The sequence below is a fragment of the Bacteroides sp. L10-4 genome, from assembly GCF_013373675.1.
In the GTDB taxonomy this organism is placed as follows: Bacteria; Bacteroidota; Bacteroidia; order Bacteroidales; family Bacteroidaceae; genus Bacteroides; species Bacteroides muris.
Genome location: NZ_JABXJH010000024.1, coordinates 18,023 through 42,374, shown reverse-complemented (window position 1 = coordinate 42,374; position 24,352 = coordinate 18,023). Strand labels below are relative to the sequence as shown.

25 protein-coding genes are annotated in these 24,352 nt (G+C 47.2%); 22 read left to right on the top strand and 3 right to left on the bottom strand.

What is annotated here, in order from left to right; all coding sequences use genetic code 11:
* The first annotated feature begins 8 nt into the window (after positions 1-8).
* From HU824_RS09565 to HU824_RS09550, 4 genes are all read left to right on the top strand, one after another.
* Positions 9-2,360 carry a Plug domain-containing protein gene (locus HU824_RS09565; protein ID WP_160247676.1) on the top strand — a complete coding sequence of 784 codons (2,352 nt, stop codon included), beginning with the start codon at positions 9-11 and terminating at the stop codon, positions 2,358-2,360.
* Between the two features lie 10 nt (positions 2,361-2,370).
* The gene (locus tag HU824_RS09560; RefSeq protein WP_121697898.1) at positions 2,371-3,246 is read left to right on the top strand and encodes a GLPGLI family protein; all 876 of its coding nucleotides are present in this window, start codon (positions 2,371-2,373) and stop codon (positions 3,244-3,246) included.
* Between the two features lie 129 nt (positions 3,247-3,375).
* Positions 3,376-4,647, top strand: a complete 1,272-nt coding sequence (locus tag HU824_RS09555) for a sigma-54 dependent transcriptional regulator (protein WP_176468719.1) — start codon at positions 3,376-3,378, stop codon at positions 4,645-4,647.
* A gap of 466 nt (positions 4,648-5,113) precedes the next feature.
* On the top strand, positions 5,114-5,716 hold the full coding sequence (locus HU824_RS09550; protein WP_148464499.1) for an RteC domain-containing protein: 603 nt from the start codon (positions 5,114-5,116) through the stop codon (positions 5,714-5,716).
* A gap of 130 nt (positions 5,717-5,846) precedes the next feature.
* On the opposite strand, the gene mobC is transcribed toward HU824_RS09550, so the two are convergent.
* Genes mobC through mobA form a run of 3 tightly spaced genes read right to left on the bottom strand, consistent with a single transcriptional unit; the run spans position 5,847 to position 9,595 of the window.
* Positions 5,847-7,859 carry a conjugal transfer protein MobC gene (mobC, locus tag HU824_RS09545; protein WP_176468718.1) on the bottom strand — a complete coding sequence of 671 codons (2,013 nt, stop codon included), beginning with the start codon at positions 7,857-7,859 and terminating at the stop codon, positions 5,847-5,849.
* Positions 7,860-7,883: 24 nt separating this feature from the next.
* On the bottom strand, positions 7,884-9,191 hold the full coding sequence (mobB, locus tag HU824_RS09540) for a conjugal transfer protein MobB (protein WP_176468717.1): 1,308 nt from the start codon (positions 9,189-9,191) through the stop codon (positions 7,884-7,886).
* Positions 9,170-9,595 (bottom strand): conjugal transfer protein MobA, encoded by a 426-nt coding sequence (gene mobA / locus HU824_RS09535; protein WP_176468716.1) that lies wholly within the window; start codon positions 9,593-9,595, stop codon positions 9,170-9,172. The genes mobB and mobA overlap by 22 nt, the downstream gene beginning before the upstream one ends.
* Positions 9,596-10,521: 926 nt before the next feature.
* On the opposite strand from mobA, the gene HU824_RS09530 reads away from it, so the two are divergent.
* The 18 genes from HU824_RS09530 to HU824_RS09445 all read left to right on the top strand — a co-directional run bounded on the left by HU824_RS09530 (position 10,522) and on the right by HU824_RS09445 (position 24,101).
* Positions 10,522-11,280, top strand: coding sequence for a ParA family protein (locus HU824_RS09530; protein WP_176468715.1), 759 nt, complete (start codon positions 10,522-10,524; stop codon positions 11,278-11,280).
* A gap of 3 nt (positions 11,281-11,283) precedes the next feature.
* On the top strand, positions 11,284-11,724 hold the full coding sequence (locus HU824_RS09525) for a DUF3408 domain-containing protein (protein WP_176468714.1): 441 nt from the start codon (positions 11,284-11,286) through the stop codon (positions 11,722-11,724).
* A 6-nt stretch (positions 11,725-11,730) separates the two neighbouring features.
* The gene (locus HU824_RS09520) at positions 11,731-12,051 is read left to right on the top strand and encodes a DUF3408 domain-containing protein (protein WP_176468713.1); all 321 of its coding nucleotides are present in this window, start codon (positions 11,731-11,733) and stop codon (positions 12,049-12,051) included.
* Positions 12,048-12,860, top strand: coding sequence for a hypothetical protein (locus HU824_RS09515; protein WP_176468712.1), 813 nt, complete (start codon positions 12,048-12,050; stop codon positions 12,858-12,860). The genes HU824_RS09520 and HU824_RS09515 overlap by 4 nt, the downstream gene beginning before the upstream one ends.
* Positions 12,861-12,991: 131 nt before the next feature.
* A complete protein-coding gene (locus tag HU824_RS09510) occupies positions 12,992-13,291 on the top strand; it encodes a DUF4134 domain-containing protein (protein ID WP_121697908.1) in 300 nt (99 codons plus the stop codon).
* 11 nt (positions 13,292-13,302) lie between these two features.
* Positions 13,303-13,644: a DUF4133 domain-containing protein gene (locus HU824_RS09505; protein WP_172481980.1), complete on the top strand. Its 342-nt coding sequence runs from the start codon at positions 13,303-13,305 to the stop codon at positions 13,642-13,644.
* Positions 13,628-16,126: a TraG family conjugative transposon ATPase gene (locus tag HU824_RS09500; protein ID WP_176468711.1), complete on the top strand. Its 2,499-nt coding sequence runs from the start codon at positions 13,628-13,630 to the stop codon at positions 16,124-16,126. Before HU824_RS09505 ends, HU824_RS09500 begins: the two co-directional genes overlap by 17 nt.
* A gap of 151 nt (positions 16,127-16,277) precedes the next feature.
* Positions 16,278-16,928, top strand: a complete 651-nt coding sequence (locus HU824_RS09495; RefSeq protein ID WP_121697911.1) for a DUF4141 domain-containing protein — start codon at positions 16,278-16,280, stop codon at positions 16,926-16,928.
* 17 nt (positions 16,929-16,945) lie between these two features.
* Positions 16,946-17,944 (top strand): conjugative transposon protein TraJ, encoded by a 999-nt coding sequence (traJ, locus tag HU824_RS09490; RefSeq protein WP_121697938.1) that lies wholly within the window; start codon positions 16,946-16,948, stop codon positions 17,942-17,944.
* Positions 17,945-17,962: 18 nt separating this feature from the next.
* Positions 17,963-18,586, top strand: coding sequence for a conjugative transposon protein TraK (traK, locus tag HU824_RS09485; protein WP_160247663.1), 624 nt, complete (start codon positions 17,963-17,965; stop codon positions 18,584-18,586).
* A 20-nt stretch (positions 18,587-18,606) separates the two neighbouring features.
* Positions 18,607-18,915 carry a TraL conjugative transposon family protein gene (locus HU824_RS09480; protein WP_176468710.1) on the top strand — a complete coding sequence of 103 codons (309 nt, stop codon included), beginning with the start codon at positions 18,607-18,609 and terminating at the stop codon, positions 18,913-18,915.
* Positions 18,905-20,131 carry a conjugative transposon protein TraM gene (traM, locus tag HU824_RS09475; RefSeq protein WP_176468709.1) on the top strand — a complete coding sequence of 409 codons (1,227 nt, stop codon included), beginning with the start codon at positions 18,905-18,907 and terminating at the stop codon, positions 20,129-20,131. Before HU824_RS09480 ends, traM begins: the two co-directional genes overlap by 11 nt.
* Before the next feature lie 37 nt (positions 20,132-20,168).
* Positions 20,169-21,179, top strand: coding sequence for a conjugative transposon protein TraN (gene traN / locus HU824_RS09470; RefSeq protein WP_255260494.1), 1,011 nt, complete (start codon positions 20,169-20,171; stop codon positions 21,177-21,179).
* A gap of 3 nt (positions 21,180-21,182) precedes the next feature.
* Positions 21,183-21,764, top strand: a complete 582-nt coding sequence (locus tag HU824_RS09465; protein WP_160247909.1) for a conjugal transfer protein TraO — start codon at positions 21,183-21,185, stop codon at positions 21,762-21,764.
* A gap of 4 nt (positions 21,765-21,768) precedes the next feature.
* Positions 21,769-22,158 (top strand): hypothetical protein, encoded by a 390-nt coding sequence (locus HU824_RS09460; RefSeq protein WP_160247908.1) that lies wholly within the window; start codon positions 21,769-21,771, stop codon positions 22,156-22,158.
* A 2-nt stretch (positions 22,159-22,160) separates the two neighbouring features.
* Positions 22,161-23,039, top strand: a complete 879-nt coding sequence (locus HU824_RS09455; protein ID WP_160247907.1) for a toprim domain-containing protein — start codon at positions 22,161-22,163, stop codon at positions 23,037-23,039.
* 7 nt (positions 23,040-23,046) lie between these two features.
* Positions 23,047-23,613: a DUF3872 domain-containing protein gene (locus HU824_RS09450; protein ID WP_255260493.1), complete on the top strand. Its 567-nt coding sequence runs from the start codon at positions 23,047-23,049 to the stop codon at positions 23,611-23,613.
* Positions 23,610-24,101 (top strand): glycoside hydrolase family protein, encoded by a 492-nt coding sequence (locus HU824_RS09445; protein ID WP_176468708.1) that lies wholly within the window; start codon positions 23,610-23,612, stop codon positions 24,099-24,101. The genes HU824_RS09450 and HU824_RS09445 overlap by 4 nt, the downstream gene beginning before the upstream one ends.
* Positions 24,102-24,352 lie beyond the last annotated feature (251 nt).

Below are 24,352 nucleotides of genomic sequence, written 5' to 3'. Positions count from 1 at the left end.
ATCTTAATATGTCCGCTCGTCTATACATACTTGTATTTTTTATTCTTTCGTTTGCTGTGCCAATGTCGGCACAGCAAGATGACGAGCGGCTTGACTCTTTAATCAGAACGCTCGAATTAAAAGAGGTTGTTGTCACGGCTAAAAAAATAAGACAATCGGGTGATACAATATCTTATGCTGCATCTTCATATATAAGCAAAAATGATAAGACATTAGAGGACTTACTCCGGAAAATGCCCGGTATTGAGGTAAAATCGGACGGACAAATTATATATAATGGACAATGGATTAATGAGTTCTATATCGAAGGGTTAGATATGCTTGGCTCTAACTATGGAGTAGCCACCAAAAATATAGATGCGCATGACATTGGGACTGTACAAATTCTTGAAGACCACCAAGATGTAAAAATGCTCCAAGGCGTAAGGCGCGGAGCCGCACCAGCAATGAATATACGCCTAAAGCAGAGCGCAAAGGGTATCTGGTCGTCCACTTTTGATGGTGCTATAGGAAGCCAGCCCAATATATCCTGGGACGCATCGGCCTCACTAATGAACTTCAGGCGTAATGCTCAAAATATATCGGTTTATAAAACCAATAACATCGGTGTTGATTTACGACCTGAAATCAACGCTCCATCTACATACACATCATCTTACGGAACTGGGATATTATATCCTGAAACTCCATCTTTATCTAACAAGTACACTTATAGAAACACCTCTCATAGCCTTTCAGTGAACCAGTTGCTGAAACTTAGTGAAGATAAAACATTTACGTTTAATCTAAATTATCTTTTCGACAAAGAAAAGCGTAATTCAAATGATGAAACAACGTATTTGTCTGACAGTGTGGCAAGGTATATCATCAAGGAATCTAATTCTTCTGATATACATCAGCATTTTGTTGGGACCCATGCTGTTTATAAACTTAATGGGAAGAAAATATACCTCAAAAATACTCTTTCCGCCAATGCGTCTTTTCCAAAAGGAGAAGGACTAATTAATGATTTAATTCTCCAAAAATTTTCAGCTCACTCAATAAAAATTGATGATGAATTGAAACTTAACTATAAGAAACATAATGGGGGAATTGCAGATGCTTCATTTCATATATCCTATAATGACAAGAAGGGATTATTGAATCTGCCTAATAATGATTTTTGTCAGATGGTGGATCAACGTAGCTTTAATATTGACGGGAGTGGCTCCTTGATTGCTCTTTCAATACCACACTTCATGTTTAATCTGAATGGAGAAGTAGATGCATGTTGGCAACATGCTAATACCAATCTTGATATTGACAATCAGTCAATGCCTGATGATCAACAAACATGGCAGGTTGGTGCAAGGGTTACGCCAAAAATATTTTGGCATTATGGGCAAAAATTTCAATGGCTTATATATGTGCCTGCAGGTTTTATGTATTATAAGTCTGACAATCAAACTTGGAATTATAATAAAACATTCTTCTCGATAAGACCATATTCGAACATAACATATAAACCATCAGACCGGCTTTCGTTCTCACTTACCACAATAGGTGAAGAATCCTTACCTTCTGCCATATCCCTTATGGTTCAAAAACGATTTATAGACTATCGCACAACCATCTCTAACCCGGGACATATTGAAGCGACAATGAACCGGACTCTAAAAACGGCATTCAATGCGAGCTATACAAATGTGTTGGATATGCTATTTGGTAGCCTTGCATTAACGTATGTTCAATCGCGTTATGGCAATAGTTCCGGATATGACATAACTGACGATATTATTAATTATATAAGATTGCCATATTCTACAAATAGCCGGATATGGCAACTTGATCAAACATTTTCAAAAGGCTTTTTCCGATGGAACTCAAAGGTAAGTGAGTCATTTAGTATAGGCATGAATAATAGTGAATATTATATCAATGATGAAATTCATGAAGGCAAAAGCAAGTATCTTCGGGCTAAACTTTCATATAATGCGGCGTTTACTAAATGGCTGTCTTTTGAGACCTCAAATGAATATACCCTATCCAAGAGCTTTACAGATGGCAAAGCTAATGATGGCACGAAACATACCTTTACCAATGCCACGTCCATTATACTGTCGCCGTTTAAGCAACTGAATGTATCGCCATCTGTGATGTTCTATAATAATAACTACTCTACATCATATCGAAATAATGTGTTCCTGAATTGCAATATTGAATATACTCTCGGAAACACCATATTGTCACTGCAATGCAGCAACTTGTTAAACAATAATGTTTTTCGAAGGTATAACGACAATGGAATCATTAGATACTCAAGCGAGTATCATTTGCGAGGACGCACTATTATGGTAGGCATTAGAATACGAATAACATAAATATACACCCATGAGAATTTTGATTGCACTTTTAGCATCCTTAATGATGCTTGCCGGGCCTGCGGCTATAGCACAGGTTACCGTATCGTATGCTATGGATACGCCTACGTTTACCCTCGCTCACGAGGATACTGATAAGTATGAGACATTAGATACTTGCTATCTTAACGTTTCATACCAGTTCAAGTATCGCAATTCAGAGAAAGACGATTCTTTGAGCTTCGATGACATCATGGACTTGCAAATGGGGAAAGACTACAATGCTTTCTTTAGCCGTGATTTGCGAGCTCTTGATACACAAAACACAAAAGAACTTAAATCTACAATGCAGTTCTCTACTATTCCTGAGAATTACGTTGGGTTCGACCTCCTGTTCAATCATAAGGACGCCCTGACTACAGTCACCAATCGTCTTCCATACACTTCTCAAGTCATTGAATACAGTGAATCCTCAGAATCACCTGAATGGACGTATATACCAGATGAGATTGCTACTGTCATGGACTATCATTGTCATGTCGCAACATGCAATTATGGAGGAAGAAATTGGAAAGTGTATTATACAAATGACATTCCTGTTCCTTATGGACCGTGGAAGCTGAACGGAGTAAAAGGATTAGTCCTTAAGGCTGAAGACTCTGAAAACAACTTTATTTTTGAAGCTGTAGGTTTGACACAAAAGCCACAACCTATCATTCGCTATGACTGGAGTAGAAAGAAAATGAAGAAAGAAGATTGGAAAAAATTTGAGCAGGAGATGTATAAAAACGCTGGGGCATTCGTCCGAAACACCGGGGCACGCATCCTTATTATGGATAACAGTGAACAAGGTTTTCATCGTCTCAATGAAGATTGGTCTCAATACTACAATCCATTAGAAAGATAATAAACAAACAGTTTTTTCAAAACGTAGATTATCAAGTTATACTGTGAACTCCGCCCTCGGCATAAAATGTCGGGGGCTACTCTTAACGATAATAACTCAATGTATTCATCATATTTTATAACCAGAGCAATGAACAAGATTCTCATTGTAGATGCGTCCGCATCAGACGGGAGAATTATGGCAGGCTTGTTGACACGGGCCGGTTATGATCCTGTCGTTACGGATTGCATCGAGGCCGGAAAAATTGAGGCGGCAAAGCTGCCTCCCGGCGCGGTTATCGTCACGTCAATGCGATTGTCGGACGGTACCGCAAAAGAGTTTATTAACTGGCTGAAGACCGAGGGATACAAATTCCCTGTCATAGCCATAGTGGATAACCTGCACACTGACGCTGTTGATGTGATGCGTGGCGGTGGAGCTGTCGATGTGGTTCAGCGGCTTGCGCTTGACAAGCAACTTGTGGAAACGGTTGAGAAATATGCAAAACCGGAACACGTCGTGCTGACACTGGGCAATCAACTGTTACCGCGCAAAAGCGAGGTATGGCAGAAGATTGAGGAAAAGATAACGGCTATTGCCGCTACCAACGCCAACGCAATCATCTTCGGAGAGTGCGGTTCGGGCAAGGAACAGGTGGCACACCAAATCTACCTCAACAGTTCACGGGAACAGAAACCGATAACTATCGTCGATGCCGGAGGCGCAGCTCTCGTAGGTCGGCACAATCCGGAAAATGAGCGTAGTGAAATCTACAACCGCATAGAGGGATATTTTCAAAAGTCGGCCGGAGGCACAATCATCATAAAGAATGTGCATCTGCTGACCTTTGAGAAACAATCGGTGTTACTGCACATCCTCGAAACTGAACATCCCGACGTGCGTGTAATCTGCACCGCAGAGCCGGAGTTGTTGAAGATGGTAACGGAAAAGACATTCCGCCCCAATCTGTTCTTCATACTCCGACAATCAGACATCGCTGTGCCGTCGCTGAAAGAAACGACCGAGGACATTCCAGAAATTGCCGATTTCTTTCTCAAACGCTATGCCGCCAAGACAGGCAAACAACGAAAGCACCTCGACGCATCGGCAATCAAGGCATTGAAACTCTACCCGTGGCCCGGCAACGTGCGCGAGTTGAAAGACATCGTTCTTTTCGCTGCCTTCCATGCCAAAGGCGATACCATATCCGAGGCTGACATCAATTTCAATCTCTCGGAGCCGAGGGTTGACGATGATTTAAGCCTGCGCAATCCGCAACGTGAACGTGAGAAAATACTCGAAGCGTATCGTCGCGGAGGCAGTTGGAGCGAGGCTGCAAAGCTGTTAGGCATAACCGAAAAAACGCTTTTCAATCTTCGCAATAAGTACAGAATTGAGCGAAACGGTGAAAATCAGCCTTGACATACTCGCTAAAAATGACTAACTTTGCAGTGTAAAACTGCAAAACATACGGCTGGAGAGCCAGCCCTACATACTTTTTACATATCATAACACCGCATTGTGTTCAGTGAAAAATCTGGTAAATTTTAACTGTTAGAGCAAAATGCGTGATGCTTATGCTATGCACTTGCATAGCGTGTCGTCACGTTCTCTAACAAAGGTCCTACCAGATACCTACACTGAAAGCGTGTGCGACACGCTTTTTTGTTTGGCTATAAAACAGCCTCAATTCTGATAATCTTTACCGATAGCCCGGTAATAATTACCGATGACCTTTATCAACACGCTGAATCACCTTCATTATTATATCTTTTATTTTCAGCGGAATACACACTTTTAGCCTTGCGCTGTAATCCGATTGTAACATTCGCTGGTTCTATATCCGTGATTTGAAAACAATGTAAAACGAATTAGAAACAGCCGATAAATGGATTTATTTTCACTTACCGAAACCGAGTTCTTCCAGAAGCTGACCGAGGGGAAGAACGACAACCTGCACATCGCCTACAAGGATTTTGTGCTTCAAGTCAGCGAAATGTGCAGCAAAAGCACTCACAAGGGATATGTGATAACCGCACTGCTCTATGCCGAGGTAGAGATACAGCATTTGCAGACAGCCCGTCAACGTGACGAGGTGAATCAGGAGCTTGCTGCCTTCATCAACAAGGCTCTCCATTTCGTTCATCACACCCTCAACCATTACAAGGAAATGGAAATCGCAATGATTCCGACCGATGACTGTTTCGACAGCATCAACCTTGAATGGAACGCCGACAAAACAGACTTTATGGAACTGTGCTATGCCCTGAAGATTGGCAAATGCCTCAATTCAGATGCCACAGTGACCGATATAATGAAAGCTCTTGCAAAGGCTTTCAACCTCAACGTGAACCCCAACTATCTCCACAAGAGATTCACAGAACTTAAATCGCGGGGCAAGAAAAGCCGCACGGCATTTCTCGATGTGCTCCAGCACCGCTTTAACCGTTTCCTTCACGGCTCCGACACCGGAGAATGGGAAAGTACTTGATAAAGCACCGATGTCCGACCACTAATCCACTTTATTATATATTTTCATTTGGGAGTTGAATTTACAACCAATGGGGAAAGCCCGACTGTCCGCGATGGATAGCCGGGCTTTGTCGTGTCAATGGAGCCGATTATTTGAGGTGAAGAAGATGGCGCAGAGAGGGGTCAGCCGCAATGCGCTGCTTCTCTTTTTCCACAATCTCAATTACCTCCCGCTTGATGCGGTCGTAGTTTGCCTGTATCGCTGCCTTCATGCCTTTCCGTTCAGGCGTGGGGTCTTTGAAATCAGTGATTACAGGCAGCGGTTTATAGGCTTTTGTTTCCGCCGCCACACGCTTGTTGTCAACAACAATCTCGGCGTGGAAAATCTTCTGGTCTATCCGTTCATCAAAGTTATCCGACACCGCTCCGACAAATATGCCCTGCGTCAGCGTGGATATTTTGCTCGGCGGTATCAGCGAATCCATCTGTGTGTTGAACGAGGTTGAAACATCCTGACGGTTGATAGAGATTGACTGCCGTTTCTGCAACACCTTGCCGAAACGCTCCGACAGCGACTTGGCCGTTTCGCCTACTACTTGACCTGCGAAAATATTGCCGACGGTGTTCATCACAACCGATGCCTCCTTGTCGCCATAATCGCGTTTTAGCTGGGAGAAATCCTGAAATCCGAGGCACACCGCAACCTTGTTGCTGCGGGCTGTGGCAATAAGATTGTCCAGCCCCTTAAAATATATGGTCGGCAATTCATCTATGATAACGCCGGATTTAAGCATACCTTTCTTGTTTATCAACTTGACAATTCGGCTGTTATACAGACCGAGTGCCGCGCCGTAGATATTCTGGCGGTCGGGATTGTTGCCGACGCAAAGAATCTTCGGCTCTTTGGGATTATTGATGTCGAGTGTGAAATCATCGCCCGTCATAACCCAATACAACTGCGGTGAAATCATACGGGAAAGCGGGATTTTAGCCGATGCAATCTGCCCGGCAAGCTGTTCGGCAGCCCCGCCCAACCATGCGTCCATAAACGGCGACAGATAGTTTTCAAGCTGCGGATAGCTGGTAAGTATTGGAAAAATATCCTCGTAACGACGGTTAAGGAATTCAATCGCATGAGGAAAAGTACAGTATTTTCCATTCTCGTAAATTTTGAGATACCAGATTATTGCAGCGAACAATACAATCGGGGATTCAACAAAGAAATCGCCCTGTTTCTGCACCCACGAGCGGTTCAAGTTGAGCATTATTGTATAGGCCGATTCATAGGCGTCGGCAATATCCGACATAAAATCGGGGTGTATCGGATTGCAACGGTGCGAGTGTTCCGGATCATCAAAATTTATCACATAGAAAGAGGGCGGATTATCGCCGTAACCTTTCTGATGTGTCAGCATGTGATTGTAGGCAATCATCGTCAGATCCGGGAATTTGTAGTCATACAGATATAGCCCGAAGCCCTTTTCAATCTGCTGCTTAATGAAATTATTGATGATGGCGTATGACTTGCCCGAACCGGGAGTGCCGAGGACTATCGAGGCGCGGAACGGGTTAACCACATTTATCCACCCTTTGTTCCACCGTTTCTTGTAGTAGAAACGTGTCGGCAGATTTATGGAATACTCGTTAGTCAAAAGGCGTGTTTCCTGCTGAAAACTTTCATTCTCGTTGTTGAAAACATCGTCCATCATATTATTTTTGAGCAAGCGGCTTATCCATGTTCCAGCCATAAGGATACAGGCGAAACCGCACCCGGAGGTAATGATGTAAGATGATGTGCGGAACGTGCTTGCGGTGTCGGCAGGTATCCACCAATTAAGGAAGAACAGCGCAAGCCCGACGCCGAGGAAAATCCAGATTGTTTTCCATTCCACGCCTTCATTCTTCACGCCTTTTGTGCCCAGACAAGAGAGAGCCAGCAACAGCAGGGCAAAGAGTTTGGAATTGTGGATACTGTGGTACAAGCCCGATGTGCGGTCAAATCCGTGCAGGATTTTATCGACCACACCGATGGTTGTACCCCATTGTTCAAAAGTGCTGTGGCAGAACCAATAGACATTGGTAACCACAAGTATTATGCTTATGGCACGGAGAAAATCCATGATTTTCGCCAGTGCCCTGAGGTCATCTTCCTGTTGTGACATAATAGTAGGGAATTGTTTTTGAGTTTATAATTTAGGTCTGCGACCCTTCTTTTTCTTACGGCGCATAGCTCGGTAGAACGCATCTTCCTGCGCATCATATCCGGGCCCGACATGGAACAGGTAAAGACCTGGCAATTCGGGCATGTCGTTGTCTGAATGATGCTCCGCAGGCTGCGGTGTAGGATTCTGCGTCTGCGATGTGCCTTCGGGAGCCGATGATGTTGTATCATTCGGAGTGGAGGTGTCAGCGTCCGGAGTTTGAGTATCTGTGACCGGAATAACCACGGGCATATCAGGCTGCGTTTGCTCACCATTGAACCGTCGTTCAAATGCGTTGGCCGAATAGTCTTTGCCGAGGCGAGAACCATTAAGTACCGTCATAGTGTTGTGGTCTATGAAAGTGACACCGTAGATGCGTCCTTCCTCCGTGTATCTGAAAAGCACATCTATCCTCGCCGCTTTGAGCCGAGCGATAAATTCCTCCTTATTGGAGGATTGGGCAAGCGCATCGGCGACGATTGTTCTTGTCGGGTTTACATCAATCCTGTCTTTCGCCCGCACAAACCTGTTGTCAATGGCGGTACGGCTGGCGAACTTGCCGAGTCGTGAAGCCTTGAACGGACTGGCGACAACATTGCCGCTGTCATCGGTAGCGAAATATACCAATCCGTGATACTCACGGCCGTTAACCCGTCCGTCGGTCTGCTCCGCCTTTACATTATATAATGACAGTATGGCGTTGAACTCACCAAGCGTCTGGAATTTGTAGCGCATACCGACCATTTTCACGGTATTGGCAACCTGCCGTTTCATATCGCCGGAAATGTCAATCTTCCTAATCGGAGTATCGGGCGAAATCTTCTCACGTTCCGACGGGCGAAGATTGTATTTCTTCTCCAACTCCCGGCAAATATCCTTACTGCGGTAAAAGTTGTTGCGGTCGGAAATACAGGTGCCGTCCGTCTTGACACGCAGAGCCACGATGTGAACGTGGTGCCGCTCAATATCCTCGTGCTTGAAAATTAAGAAAGGCATATCGCCAAATCCCATTTTCTCCATATATTCACGAGCAATCTGCGTCAGCTCCGCATCGGTCGGGTGATCGTCGGGGTGCGGATTGAGGGATATATGAACCATCGGTTTCTCGGTGCGGGTTGCCGTGGGCATCCACCTCTTGAAATCCTCGTGGGCCTTATGGATATTTACAGAGCCGCTGCCGTCGTTGTAAATCTTGTTGGTATCGAGCAGCCGCCCTTTCTCCTTGTTTATCTTTTCCGCATTGTAGGCCAGAGCGCCGTAAATGGAATTTCCTAACGATATTTTTGCGACCATTGCTCGTCAAATTTCCGTGCGAGTGCCACAATCTCCCTGTTCAGTTTCACCAGCTCCACGGTAAGCTGTTCAAGTTTGTAGAGAGCAGCCATAGCCTTCTTTTCGGTGAAATTCTCCCGGAGTGTCTTTACCAGAAGGTCGTAATCCACTCCCAAAGTACGGTAAAGAGAATTGAGGGAGGACAGCTTGTCAATGAAAACACGGGTGTTTTCATCGACGATGAACACCTTGAACGGCTTTCCGAATATGAGATTTTTGATGAAAGATGCTTTGTTAAGGGCCTGCGCCTTGTCGAACATCGCAAGGAAAGCGGAGTTTTCAGCCGCGTCAAACCGCACGACATAGCGGTACACAGCCGGATTCAGTTTAGGCGGTCGCCCGCCATGGTTGAAATTTTCTTTCATAATAAAATGGATTTAGTGGATTTGTATTACTGCCGGAAGCAGTTTTTATCTTTGGCACACCGACTTTGGAGGTGTGACCTGCTCCATGCACATGGCAAGGGTTTATAGGCACAATGTCAGTTGTGAGTGCCGATAAACATACCTTGCTATGTCAATGTTGACATTCAATTTATAAGTAAATGGAATACAGAGCGATGCAGGAACGGTATCCTTCAAAAACAGTACACCGTCAGTACATCTCGACCAAAAACAGGACTGCCCGGTGCCGGTTCTTACCGATGCAGCCGAGTTTTCAGGTCTGAAACAGCGTCACATCCGCAGTAGATGTGCAAGTGCGTGAAGCAATATTATAACAATGTAAGGCAGTGGTTAAGTTCCTGAAATAATTATTGTTGGGGAATGTTGGGGAAAGTCTGCGGAATCTTGGGGAATAACGCGGTGGTGATAATCTTTTTTCATTCAGCCGTCGTTTCATTTGCAAAGACGGTCAGACAGATGACTGAATGAAACGAGCGATGAGCCGACAGACATTCACAGGCTCAATCAACCATTCATAAACCTGAATATCTGTCCGAACTTTCAGTTGTAACAATGTGCTTACGCACGTTCATTCATCTGCTTGCAGGTATGTATGAATGAACAGATGAACAAGTGAACAGATGAATGTCTTAACGTGTGAATGATTAAATGAATGTTCATACAGATGAAAGAGTGTATGTGTGAATAGATGAATGAACATTCCTGCAATCAGCCATACAGACGGATATATTGATGCTCACACGTCCATTCCGCTGACTACACATATATAATAAGACCGGTTGAACGTAGTCAGGAAAACGCCGCCGCTGACTTATCCATAACAGCACGGCACGGGTATCATGTGTGCCCGAAAAAAACAATTTGTCAAACCCAAATCCCCAAGATTTATGAGCGAACCGAAATTCGTCGCTTTCGCTACCCAGAAGGGTGGCGTGGGCAAGTCAACTCTGACCACACTTGTGGCGAGTTACCTCTACTACAACGAGGGGATAGAGATTCTCGCTGTTGACTGCGACCATCCGCAGCACACGCTTGACACCTACCGGAAACATGACTTTACGGTGGTGGCGGAGAATCCCTATCTGAAAAAACTGACACACTCCTTTTTCCAGAAATTCAAGAGAAAGCTATATCGCATACTCTTGACACCGCCGGAAGATGCGGTGCAGGTGGCGAAGGATTATATTGCCGAAGGGCATGAGCCGGCAGTGGTGTTTTTTGACATCACAGGTACAATCAACAACCGTCACATAGTGGGCCTGTTGGCGCAGATGGATTATATCTTCGTGCCGATCACGACTGAAACGGGAGAAATGACAAGCTCCCTGACATTCGCAAACCATGTGCAGAACAAGATGCTCACCACCGGAAACACCCGGCTTAAAGCCGTGAACCTCGTCTGGAACAAAATTCCGTCAAGGGAGAAGACAAAACTGTGTGAAACCATAGACAGGTACGCCGCCACATTAGGGCTGCACTCCCTCGACACAGTGATGGTGAACAGCACAAAGTTTGCAAAGGACGGTCAGCAGGTCGGGCGGACGGGTATGTTCCGTTCCACGATGCTACCACCTGACAAACGGCTGATGAAAGGCACCAACCTTGAAGCCCTCGTCTCAGAAATAAGGAACATAATCAAAGTTTAGTCTATGGCAAAGAAAGAGGAAAACTTTAACGCCGATGATTTTATAGAATCATTCCGCGAAGATGCCATGCCGACATTCCATTCTGTCAAGAAACCCATGCAGGAAAATGACAGTGACGACAGCAAGACCGAAAATGTGACAGACGGAGAAAAGGTGTCGAAAATGGAAATTGCAAAAGAGATTATCGACCTTGATTTATCCACGGCGGAAGAAAAATTTATCCGCACTTTCGTAGCCGACAGCGAATATACATCGGTCGCAAAGCGAGGTCGCCAAATCTCCGTATGCAACGAGCATCGCCGCAAGATCCAGAAGATGCTGATACTGTTCAGCGAGGATACCACCATTGCCGGATACATATACAATGTGCTTGAAGAGCATTTCAAGACATTCGATGATGTGATCCAGAGCCTATATAAAAAAGTAGCAAACACCAAACTCTGACAGACAATGACAAAGACAAGATTCTGCGACCTCCATGTATGTGCCCGGCACATGGGCGAGGTCAACACCAAGACCAACAATCCCGAAGAAACCGAAATCGAACAGTATTCATCCGAATACCTTGTGCCGGCAGTTGTCGGTTGCCGCAAAGGTATCTTCGTACCCCGTGAGCTGGTTGACAAGCTCGCCAAAATCGTGGCACTTTTTGATGTGCCGGATTTGACGATAGGCGCTTTCGTCACCAACGTGCTGGTCGATCATCTGATGACTAACCGCGATGTAATCAACGAACTCACCAACCGGGGCAACATCAAGACCGCGTTATGACAACACTCGTATCAATCATAGTGGGAGCGGTGGCATTGTCAAACATCGGCGCGGTGCTGTATCTTGTGGTATCCAACAACCGCATGATGCACCGCAACTCCGACAGTGCAGCTCCGCCCGAACCGTCACAGCCGCCCGAAGATGAAGAACCTGAAAATGAAGCACCGCAGGCCGGAATAGGCAGGAGCAAACTTGACTATTCGCAGATTGAGGCAGCGGTACAGGCGGCAATTGCAAAAGCGGTGCCCATAGCATTGCAGGCCGTTATCGGAGAGGTGCAGCCTGAACACGTTGTGTTCGCCGAAGATGAGGAAGAAAACGCCGCCGAGGAACAAACACCAGCTGAAAAGGAGGAAAAGGAGAAAAAATCCCCCACGCTCGAAGGCAACGAGGTTGACGAGGCGTTTCAGGACGACCGTATAGATGATGCCGATCCCGACATAGTGTCACCGCAGGGAGCGAAATGCGCCACGATGCACGAAATCGAAGATTCCGTGAATACGGCGATGAACCCCGACGCAACCCCGGAGCAACAGGCGAAAGCCGGAAAGATACTCGATGAGGTAAGGGATACCGAACTTATGGAGCGTCTTATGACCGACAAGGATATAGAACGCGGCGTAATGCGCTGTATCAAGGAAAGTTTTCGCGCTGAACTGGCTCAACATGGCAAAAGCGTTCCCAAGCGTAAGACCCCCGCGCCCAAAACTGCGCCAGTACCCAAACCGGCTACTGCGGCAAAGAAAACGGAAAAGCCGTTTACCATCGCCGATGATCTGGCAAGTTTCAATCCTGAAGACCTAATCTAAAACTTCAAATGACAAAATTTGACTATGGCTGACACCGTTGGCCGACCCTCCCGAAACACACTTACCACTGAATCCATCCAAAAATCCGTGGCGGGGCAATTTTGCTCCGCCACACAAAAACAAGACAAATTATGACAAAGAGAAAAATTCTTTTCGCGCTGTTCGTAGCAGCAACCGTAATCAATTCATTTGCCGCCGGTAACGGTATGGCAGGTATCAACGAAGCCACCTCTATGGTGAGTGGATATTTTGACCCCGGCACCAAACTGGTGTATGCCATCGGCGCTGTCGTCGGACTTATCGGCGGTATCAAGGTTTATTCCAAGTTCAGCTCCGGCGACCCCGACACGAGCAAAACCGCCGCATCGTGGTTCGGCGCCTGCATCTTCCTTATCGTGGCCGCGACAATTCTCCGTTCCTTCTTCCTCTGATCCCCGTCGTCATGGAATACTCCATTAACAAGGGGATTGGCGAAACGGTGGAATACAAAGGGCTTAAAGCGCAGTATCTGTTTATCTCCGCCGCCGGACTGCTGGCATTGTTCGTGCTTTTCGTGGTGATGTATATGTGCGGAATTCCGCAATGGGTCTGCATAGGCTTCGGTGCCGTGTCAGCCACGGCATTGGTGGCGCTGACATTCAGGCTCAATGCCAGATACGGAAGATACGGGCTTATGAAAGTCGCCGCCGTCAAATACCATCCCCGCTACATCATAAACCGGCGTCGGCTCACCCGCATTGTGGGCCGACGCAGAAAGGAGGTGCAAAATGAGAAACACGCTTAAAGCCACAACACTTGAAAGCAAGCTGCCCATACTCTCGGTTGAGAATGGCTGTCTGATTTCCAAAGACGCAGACATTACCGTAGCCTTCGAGGTAACTCTGCCCGAACTGTTCACGGTCACATCCGCTGAATATGAGGCTATGCACTCGGCATGGTGCAAGGCGATGAAGGTGCTGCCAAATTTCAGCGTCGTGCATAAGCAGGATTGGTTCGTTACGGAGAGATATTCGCCTGAACTTGCAAAGGAGAATCTATCCTTTCTCGACCGCTCTTTTGAACGGCATTTCAACGAGCGTCCGTATATGGCACACCGCTGTTATCTGTTCCTCACAAAAACCACAAGGGAGCGTATGCGACAGCAATCCAATTTCTCCACGCTCTGCCGCGGACGTATCATACCGAAAGAGGTTAACCGCGAAACGGTCACCAAGTTTATGGAAGCTGTGGAGCAGTTCGAGCGGATTATCAACGACACCGGACTTATACGGCTTGCCCGTATGCCGGACGATGATATTCTCGGCACCGATACCCGGTCGGGGCTGCTGGAAAAGTACCTTTCACTGTCAATGGAAGATGTGACCTGCCTTGAAGATATTGATTTGTCGGCGAAATCAATGCGCGTGGGCGACAAGTTGCTGTGTCTTCACACATTGTCAGACACCGATGATCTTCCGGCAAAGGTTGCTACCGACAGCCGATTTGAAAGGCTCTCCACCGACCGTTCAGATTGTCGCCTGTCATTCGCCTCTCCCGTCGGGTTGCTCCTGCCTTGCAACCACATTTACAACCAATATGTGCTGATTGATGACAGCGAGGAAAACCTCCAGCGGTTTGAAAAGACCGCGCGAAATATGGTGTCGCTGTCGCGCTACTCCCGTGGCAACGCCATAAATGCCGAGTGGATAGACCGCTATCTGAACGAGGCCCGTTCATACGGACTTATTTCAGTAAGGGCACATTTCAATGTGATAGCATGGAGCGAAGATGCCGATGAACTGCGCAGGGTCAAGAACGATGTCGGGAGCCAGCTTGCGGTAATGGGGTGTATGCCACGGCACAACACCATAGACTGCCCGACACTCTACTGGGCGGCGATACCGGGCAATGAGGCTGATTTTCCTGCCGAGGAAAGTTTCTACACATTTCTTGAACCTGCTATCTGCTTCTTCACGGCGGAAACTAACTACCGTTCCTCCTTGTCGCCATTCGGCATAAAGATGGTTGACAGGCTTACGGGTAAGCCGCTGCACCTTGACATATCCGATGAGCCTATGAAACGTGGTATAACTACAAACCGCAACAAATTCATTCTTGGCCCGTCGGGTAGCGGAAAATCCTTTTTCACCAACCACATGGTAAGGCAGTATTATGAACAGGGCACCCACATAGTGCTGATTGACACCGGCAATTCCTACGAAGGACTGTGCGGACTTATCAACCGCAAGACCCGTGGCAAAGACGGCATATATCTGACTTACGATGAGAACGATCCGATTTCATTCAATCCGTTCTATACCGAAGACGGGGTGTTTGACATCGAAAAGAAAGAGAGTATCAAGACGCTCCTTCTAACACTCTGGAAGAAAGGCAACGAGGAGGCGTCCCGTGGCGAGGAAAATGCCATCTCCACAGCTCTGTCGCTGTTCATTGACCGAATGAAAGCCGATGAATCCGTTGTGCCGTCGTTCAACTCTTTCTATGAATATGTGCGCGGCGATTACCGCCGGATACTTGCCGAAAAAAAGTATCGTGAAAAGGACTTTGACATTGACAGTTTCCTGAACGTGCTTGAGCCGTATTACAAAGGCGGCGAATATGACTACCTGCTGAACTCCGATAAGCAGATAGACCTGCTCAACCGCCGTTTTATCGTCTTTGAGATTGACAAGCTGAAAGACCACCCGATTCTGTTCCCGGTGACTACAATCATAATCATGGAGCTTTTCATCAACAAAATGCGCCGTCTGAAAGGTGTGCGCAAGATGATTCTGATTGAGGAAGCGTGGAAAGCCATAGCATCATCGAATATGGCTTCCTATGTGAAATACCTCTACAAGACCGTCCGCAAGTATTTCGGCGAGGCCGTGGTTGTGACACAGGAGGTTGACGACATAATATCGTCGCCCATTGTCAAGGATTCAATCATAAACAACTCCGACTGCAAGATACTGCTCGACCAGCGAAAGTATATGAACAAGTTCGACCAGATCCAGTCGTTGCTCGGACTTACCGATAAGGAAAAGGCACAGATACTGTCCATCAACCTCGCCAACAATCCCAACCGCCTTTATAAAGAGGTATGGATCGGACTTGGCGGTACACAGTCTGCCGTCTATGCCACGGAGGTATCTCCGCAGGAGTATCTTGCCTATACCACCGAGGAAACGGAGAAGATCGAGGTGCTGCGCCTTGCCGATACCCTGGGCGGAGATATTGAAACGGCAATCAAGAGGCTTGCGGAAGAAAGGAACAACAAACAGTAATAAGAAAATGAAATGCCTGAAACAGATTCTGAAAATCATCATGGGCGTGATATTCGCGGTTCTCCTTGTCTATTACGCCGTGGCGAAGATGATAATCACATTCGCCAGAAGCATACGATAAAACCATAACGACCACAAAATCCAAAATAAAATGACTGAAAAAAGAAACAAAACCAGATGGCTGCTGCCGCTTTTCCTCCTTTGCCTGATGCTCGGCACCGGAAAAGCAAAAGCGCAATGGACGGTAATTGACCCGTCAAACATCGCGCAGAGCATCGTAAACAACTCAAAATCACTCGTGCAGGAATCGCAGACGGCCACGCACATGGTGAAAAACTTTCAGGAAACCGTCAAGATTTACCAGCAGGCGAAGAAATATTACGATGCTCTCCAATCGGTGAACAACCTCGTCCGCGATGCCCGCAAGGTGCAGCAGACAATCCTGATGCTCGGCAATATTTCCGGCTACTATGTGAACAACTTTCAGAAGATGCTCACTGACCCCAATTTCACCTCGGCTGAACTGTCGGCCATCGCCTCCGGCTATACCCGTATTCTTGAAGAAGCCAACGGTGTATTGGGCGAATTGAAGAATGTGGTGAACATAACCACCCTGTCGATGACCGACAAAGACCGCATGGACGTGGTGGACGATTGCTACAAGGAGATGAAACGCTTGAAGAATCTCACCGCCTACTACACCAATAAGAATATAAGTGTGTCATATCTCCGTGCGCAGAAGAAAGCCGACACCAAGCGGGTGGTGGCTCTCTACGGTGACGGAAGTGAAAAGTATTGGTGATGCCTATGCTCTGTTCAATAGATTTCAACAACCTGCACACCATACTGCGGTCGCTCTACGATGAGATGATGCCGCTGTGCGAGAATATGTCGGGTGTGGCGCAGGGGATAGCCGGATTAGGCGCCCTGTTCTTCGTTGCCTACCGTATATGGCAAGCGCTGGCACGGGCCGAGCCTATTGATGTGTTCCCGCTGTTGCGTCCTTTCGTGATAGGATTCTGCATAATGTTTTTCCCGACGGTAGTTCTGGGCACAATCAATTCCGTAATGTCACCGATTGTGCAAGGAACGGCAAGTATGCTCGAAGGGCAGACGCTCGACATGCAGAAATACCGCGAGGAAAAAGACCGTCTGGAATATGAGGCCATGATGCGCGACCCGTCAACAGCCTACCTTGTTGACGATGCCGAGTTTGACAGGCAGATTGATGAGTTGGGCGTTACCGAGGTAGGCACCGCCGCCGGAATGTATATCGAGCGTGGAATGTACAAAATGAAAAAGGCGATTTCCAACTTTTTCCGTGAGCTGCTTGAAATGCTGTTCCAAGCCGCATCGCTCACAATCGACACCATACGCACATTCTTCCTTATAGTGCTGGCGATACTCGGCCCCATAAGTTTTGCGATCTCCGTCTGGGACGGATTCCAGAATACCCTCGTACAATGGATATGCCGTTACATTCAGACTTACCTGTGGCTCCCGGTCGCAGACCTTTTCAGCACGATACTCGCCAAGATACAGGTTCTGATGTTGCAGAACGACATTTCAGAGCTGACAAACAACCCGAATGTCAATCTTGACAGCTCAAATACCTGCTATATACTATTTATGATAATCGGCATTGTGGGGTATTTCACAATCCCCACGGTATCCAACTGGATTATTCAGGCCGGAGGCATGGGCAGCTATAACCGTGCGGTCAACAATACTGCGATGCAGGCCGGGTCATTGGCCGGCAGTGTCGGCGGAGCGGTAGCCGGAAATGTAGCAGGCAGAGCCGGAAAGTTATTGAAATGACAATTAAACACTGATTAAATGGAGTTCAAATCATTAAAGAATATCGAAACATCATTCCGGCAGATAAGGCTGTTCGGAATAGTCATGGTGAGCCTTTGCTCACTGGTGGCAATATTATCGGTGGTTTTCTCGCTGCGGTTTGCAGAGAAACAGCGTGAAAAGATTTATGTCCTTGACAACGGCAAGTCGCTTATGCTTGCCCTGTCGCAGGATATGAGCCAGAACCGTCCGGCAGAGGCACGGGAGCATGTCAGACGCTTTCACGAACTGTTCTTTACACTCTCACCCGACAAATCGGCAATAGAGCATAACATCAACCGCGCCCTGATTCTCGCCGATAAGAGCGCCTACAACTATTATTCCGATTTTACCGAAAAGGGATATTATAACCGAGTGATAGCCGGAAACATCAACCAAGTCGCGCAGGTTGACAGCGTGGTATGCGATTTCAACCAATACCCGTACATCGCCAAGACATACGCACGTCAGTTGATTATACGCCAAAGCAATGTGACGGAACGTACATTGGTGACAGTGTGCAAGCTGCTCAACTCGTCGCGCTCCGATGACAATCCCAACGGATTCACGATAGAAGGTTTCACTATCCTTGAAAACAAGGATATAAGAACCGTAAAACGATAAATCACTAAATCCAAGTCATAATGAGAAAAATGAAAATTATTCCCGACGGTGTGCGCCATGCCTTGAACGAAGCGGTGCATATCCCCAAGAGCCGCATGAAAGTGTGGCTAAAAAACAAGTGTGACGCACTCGACCGGAAGCAGCGTTTTCGCGTGGTGGCTGTCGCATTTACCGTCTTCATGCTGACGACGCTCTACATTTTCGGCAACGCCTGTTACCGTATTGGCAAGGGCGATGCGGCGAAATACAGGATTGAGCATATAAAAACGCTTGACATTCCGCAAAGTGTAAAATCCGACAACCTAACACCGATAGCCGATGAACTTTGATTTTTTTAAGCGAGGGAGCAGCGCAGAGCGCAAACCCTTGACGGAAGCGCAGAAACAATGGCGCAAGAAATATCTGATTGTGTTTCCGGCATTGTTCATTTCATTTCTCGGCTGTCTGTGGCTTATCTTCGGCGGCGCACTTTCGGAAGAAAGCACCGATACGGGTAAGGCCAATATGGAGCTGCCCGACGGATCCAGCGACGGTATAGAAGGCAACAAGACAAAACTGATGGAGGAACAGGCGGCACAGGACGCCAAGCAACGGCAGAACGTGAATATATCGCTGTTCGATTCAGCCAACGGCCAATCGTCCGACCTGAACCTTGCCGTCCAGCCCGATACGGTTGCTCCCGACAATCAAGCCATACAAACATCAGCAACCACCTACCAAGAGGTGCAGGCGTCACTCGATGATTTCTTTATTCCGGAGAATACCGAGGCATCACAGATGGCAGAGTTACAGGCGAGGATTGACGAGCTTGAAGCGCAGAACGCTATGGCACAGCAACCGCAGCAGCCGGATCAGATGGAAATGCTTGAACGCTCCTATCAACTTGCCGCGCAATATATGGGCAATGGCAGTGGTGGCGGTCATCAGACGCCGCCACAACCGGAGGAAAAAGGTAAACGCAATGTCCAACCCGTGGCACAAGTCAGCCGCAATGTGGTGTCCTCGCTCAATTCTTCTTCCGCCGGCCGTGGTTTCAATACCTCGGTAGGAGTTAAATCGGTAGCAACCAAAAACACAATTTCCGCAGTCGTCGCCGGAAATCAAAGCGTGATTGACGGTGAAAGTGTAAAATTGAGGACTACCGAGCCGATGTGGATTGGCAACCGCCTTATCCCACGCAATACCACTATCGTGGGGAGTGGTCGTGTTCAGGGAGAACGCCTTGAAATTGAGATAACATCAATCAAGTGCGAAGGCTCAATCTACGATGTCGAGTTGCAGGTATATGATTCCGACGGTCAGGAGGGTATCAATATCCCTCAGTCAATGGAGAGTGACGCTCTACATGAGATAGGGGCAAATATGGGCAACACTATGGGCAGTTCAATCAACATTTCCATCAATACAGGAGCGCAGATAGCATCCGATGTCGGGCGCGGACTGATAAACGGCGTGTCACAATACCTCACAAAGAAGATGCGAACCGTCAAAGTACACCTCAAAGCCGGATACCGCGTGATGCTCCACCAGCCGGAAGATCAATAATAACATCAACAACAAACCCACTAAATCCAAATTAAAGATGAAATTGAAAACAGTTATTCTTTCCGCCATTGCCGTAATAGGTATGGCAATCCCGGCTTTTGCCAAAGGCAAGACAGCCAAAAACACCGATAACAACGTGTCGTCTGACACTGAAACGGTCGCCGAACACGACATGAACGTGTACGGTGCGAACTACACCGACGGCGACAAATTTGACGGTCTTACCCGTAAAGTCGGCTTTGACCGCATGATACCGCCTCACGCACTGGAAGTTGCGTATGAGAAAACGACGCACATCATCTTCCCTTCGGAGGTTGTCTATGTTGACCTCGGCAATGAGAACCTCGTCGCCGGACTTGCCGACGGTGCAAAGAACGTGCTGCGTGTCAAATCGGCTTTCAAGTCGTTCAAGACTGAAACAAACCTTTCGGTAATTACCGAAGATGGCAGCTACTATTCATTCAACGTGAAATTCGCCAAAGAGCCGCTGTTGCTCAACATCGAGATGACCGACTTTCTCCATGACGGTGAGGCAGTGAACCGCCCCAACAACGCGCAGGAGATCTATCTGGAAAAACTCGGTCAGGAGTCGCCTATGCTTGTAAAGCTGATTATGAAATCTATCTACAAGCAGAACAAGCGCGAAATCAAGCATATCGGCAGCAAGCGTTTCGGTGTCCAGTTCCTTCTCAAATCAATCTACACCAACAATGGTTTGCTCTATTTCCACACCGAACTGAAGAACACATCAAACATCGCTTTCGACATTGATTTTGTGTCGTTCAAGATTGTGGACAAGAAAGTTATCAAACGGACAGCCATGCAGGAACAGGTACTTGAACCGCTCCGCGCCCAGAACTATGTGACTGTCGTACACGGCAAATCATCTGAAAGAACCGTGTTCGCTTTGGAGAAATTCACAATTCCTGACGACAAGCAGCTCGTTATAGAGGTCGCCGAAAAGGAAGGCGGTCGCCACCAGTCTTTCGTGGTGGAGAACGAGGATATTGTGAGAGCCAATGTAATTGACGAACTTTCAATCCAGTAACCAATGAGAAAAGCGATAATTCTTTTCGCTGCCATGCTTGCCCTTTTCACAGGACAGGCAATGGCCCAGCGATGCCTCCCCGGAATGTCAGCCGTGGAAATAAAGGCGAATATGGCAGACGGTTTTTATACCGGCAACTCCCGCAACTGCGGCTATTCTTTCGGAGTATATTACTCCGTGTTCAAGGGTAACGCCAACACATGGACTTTCGGCGGAGAGTATCTCCAGACTTACAAACCATACGGAGATAAAGGTCGTATCCCCGTGGCGGAGTTCACCGGCGAGGTCGGCTACAACCTACACCTGTTGAGCGACTACTCGCAGACTTTCCACCTCTATGGTGGCGTGTCGGCTCTCGGTGGATATGAAACGGTAAACTGGGGAAAGTCGGTATTGTCCGACGGATCCACGCTCCACAACGGCGATGCCTTCATATATGGCGGCGCACTCACAGTTCAGGCAGACTTCTACCTCTCCGATAAAATAGCCTTGACTGCCAATGTGAAGGAGCGGTTTGTGTTCGGTAATTCAACGGGCCATTTCCATACACAGTATGGTGTCGGTGTCAAATTCATAATCGAATGAGCCTATGCCGATGATAATTGACCTTGACCCCAAGAAAGTGCCGTTAACGGAGTTTATGAAAGCTCTTGGTTATGACAGCCCGGTGGCGGCAGACGGTGTGTTGAGAACATATAATGCGCCCTACGATGACCGGCATGAGCCTACAATGGTTATCAATATTGAAACAAACCTTTGGCGCGATACAAAATCAGGCGCCAGCGGTGGAATCTATGACCTTGCTTATGAAATGACAGGTTCGTGCAACCGTTCAGAACTGCTGCTGTATATAGCAACGCAGCTGTCGGCTACACGCAAAATCAATGTGCGCCATGAGCCAGACCCGCCGATGCGCCAGTTGCCGCCATTACCAAAGGCAACGCCGGATAAGCCCAAACGCAGGTTCAAACTCTTTTAGCTATGGATATATCCGAACTGAAAGCTATCCCAATCGCTGAATTTCTTCAGCGGTTGGGGCATACTCCGGCGGCGAAACGTGGACACGAATGGACTTATTTCGCCCCATACCGTCAGGAACATAAGCCATCTTTCCGGCTGAACACCGAAAAGAATCTGTTCTATGATTTCGGCACGGGTGTCGGTGGCGATATTTTCACCCTTGCCGGAGAAATAATCGGCACAAGCGATTTCAAGCAGCAGGCAAAATACATCGCTGACAATGCTGATGTTCAGATGCCGATGGTTGAGCATCCGGTTTTCCGCTCAATTCCTGATGAGCCTGTATTTGAAGATGTGGAGGTACGTGAACTGACAAACCGATTTCTGCTCGGCTATCTCAAATCCCGTGGTATCAGCGAGGAAAACGCGAAAGCGCACTGTGATGAGATTGGCTATTACCTTCACGGTAAGCCATATTACGCAGTCGGCTTTCCTAATATCTCCGGCGGCTTTGAGATACGCAACAAGTTTTTCAAGGGGTGCATACCTCCAAAAGATGTAAGCCTTGTGGCGGGCAATCCCGCTATATGCTGTATCTATGAAGGGTTTATAGACTGCCTTTCAGCGATACAGCTCGGTGAACAGCGTGAAGAAACGGCGCTGGTTCTCAATTCCGTGTCAAACATTCATCGTGCATACCGTCATCTTGACAGCTTCGCAACAATACGATGCTATCTTGATAATGACGAGGCCGGACGCAATGCGTTAGGCAAGCTGCGTGATAGATATGGAGATAGAATATCCGACCGTTCAACGCTTTATGCCGGGTACAACGATGTGAACGATTACCTGCAATCTTTCCAACTAAAGAAAACCACTAAATCCAAACTCAAACTTTGATACAATTATGACTACAATTTTCAATAAGATTGGCGCAATGCGCCTTACTCCCCGCCGATTCTTTCTCGATGCCTCGAAAGCGTTTCGCGATAACTTCGGCTTTATGGCTCTCGTTGCCGCAATCCTCACCGCCGTTTGTTTTTCGTCGTGTTCTGACGATCTCGATGTGCAACAGTCTTACCCCTTCACGGTGGAGGTAATGCCTTACGCTGAAAAGATAGTCAAGGGGCAGACCGTTGAATTGCGCTTTGAGATCCAGCCGGAAGGCAACTACACCAACACCCTCTACACAATCCGCTATTTCCAGTATGACGGTGAGGGAACCCTCAAACTCGTTGACAGCCCGGTGCTGGTTAACAATGACCGAGTGTTGCTCGAAAGCAAGACATTCCGCCTGAACTACACAGCAAAATCTTCCGATGCACATAAATTCCTCGTGGTCGTGGAAGATAATTTCGGCACAACCCCGTGGGAGCAGACCTTTGAGTTCAACGGGAAAAGCGAAAGCGACGATGACGGCGGGGTTACAATCCAGCCCATCAATCCCGGAACATTAACCCCGATTGTACGATGAAAAAGCTGCTGTTCTTCTTTGTGGCGTTGCTGACCCTTGTGGCAGCAACGCCCGCCCATGCCGCAAAGCGTAGCATTATGGAGTTGCCGTTATTTGAGCGGGCAGTATTGATAATCAAGAAATTTGAAACGATGCACCACCCGAAACATTGGCCCTACATCGGCTACGGTCATTGCGTACAGCCGGGAGAGCCATATCGCCGAGGTGTGCAACTGACCGAGGCACAAGCCGACGCACTACTGCGCAAAGACCTCCGCAAATTCTGCGCCCTTTACTCCCAATATGGCAAAGACAGTGTATTGTTAGGAGCATTAGCCTATAACTGCGGCCCCGGAGTTGTCAATAAATCCTCAATCCTGAAAAAACTCCGCCGAGGCGACCGAAACATCTTCAAGGAATACACCGCCCACTGCCGATACAAAGGTAAATTCCACAAGCAACTCCACCAACGCCGAATGACAGAGATTACCTTATTATTTATTAAGTAATGGAATGAAACATAACATAGCCGATATTTCATAACAATATCGGCTACGTTAATTATTGTTGTATCATTAAATTTTTGTAACTTTGTAATATATCTGCTTCAATTTATGGTAAAACACTTCACATATAGGAATATGCAAAAGGTCACCCCAAAGGGTGACCAGTGCTGTAAGTATCCTTGTAGTGTTTCCGGAAAGCAGGATACTATGTCCTTCAGGACGATATTTTGTGAGAGGTTGCCGAAGCTGAATTT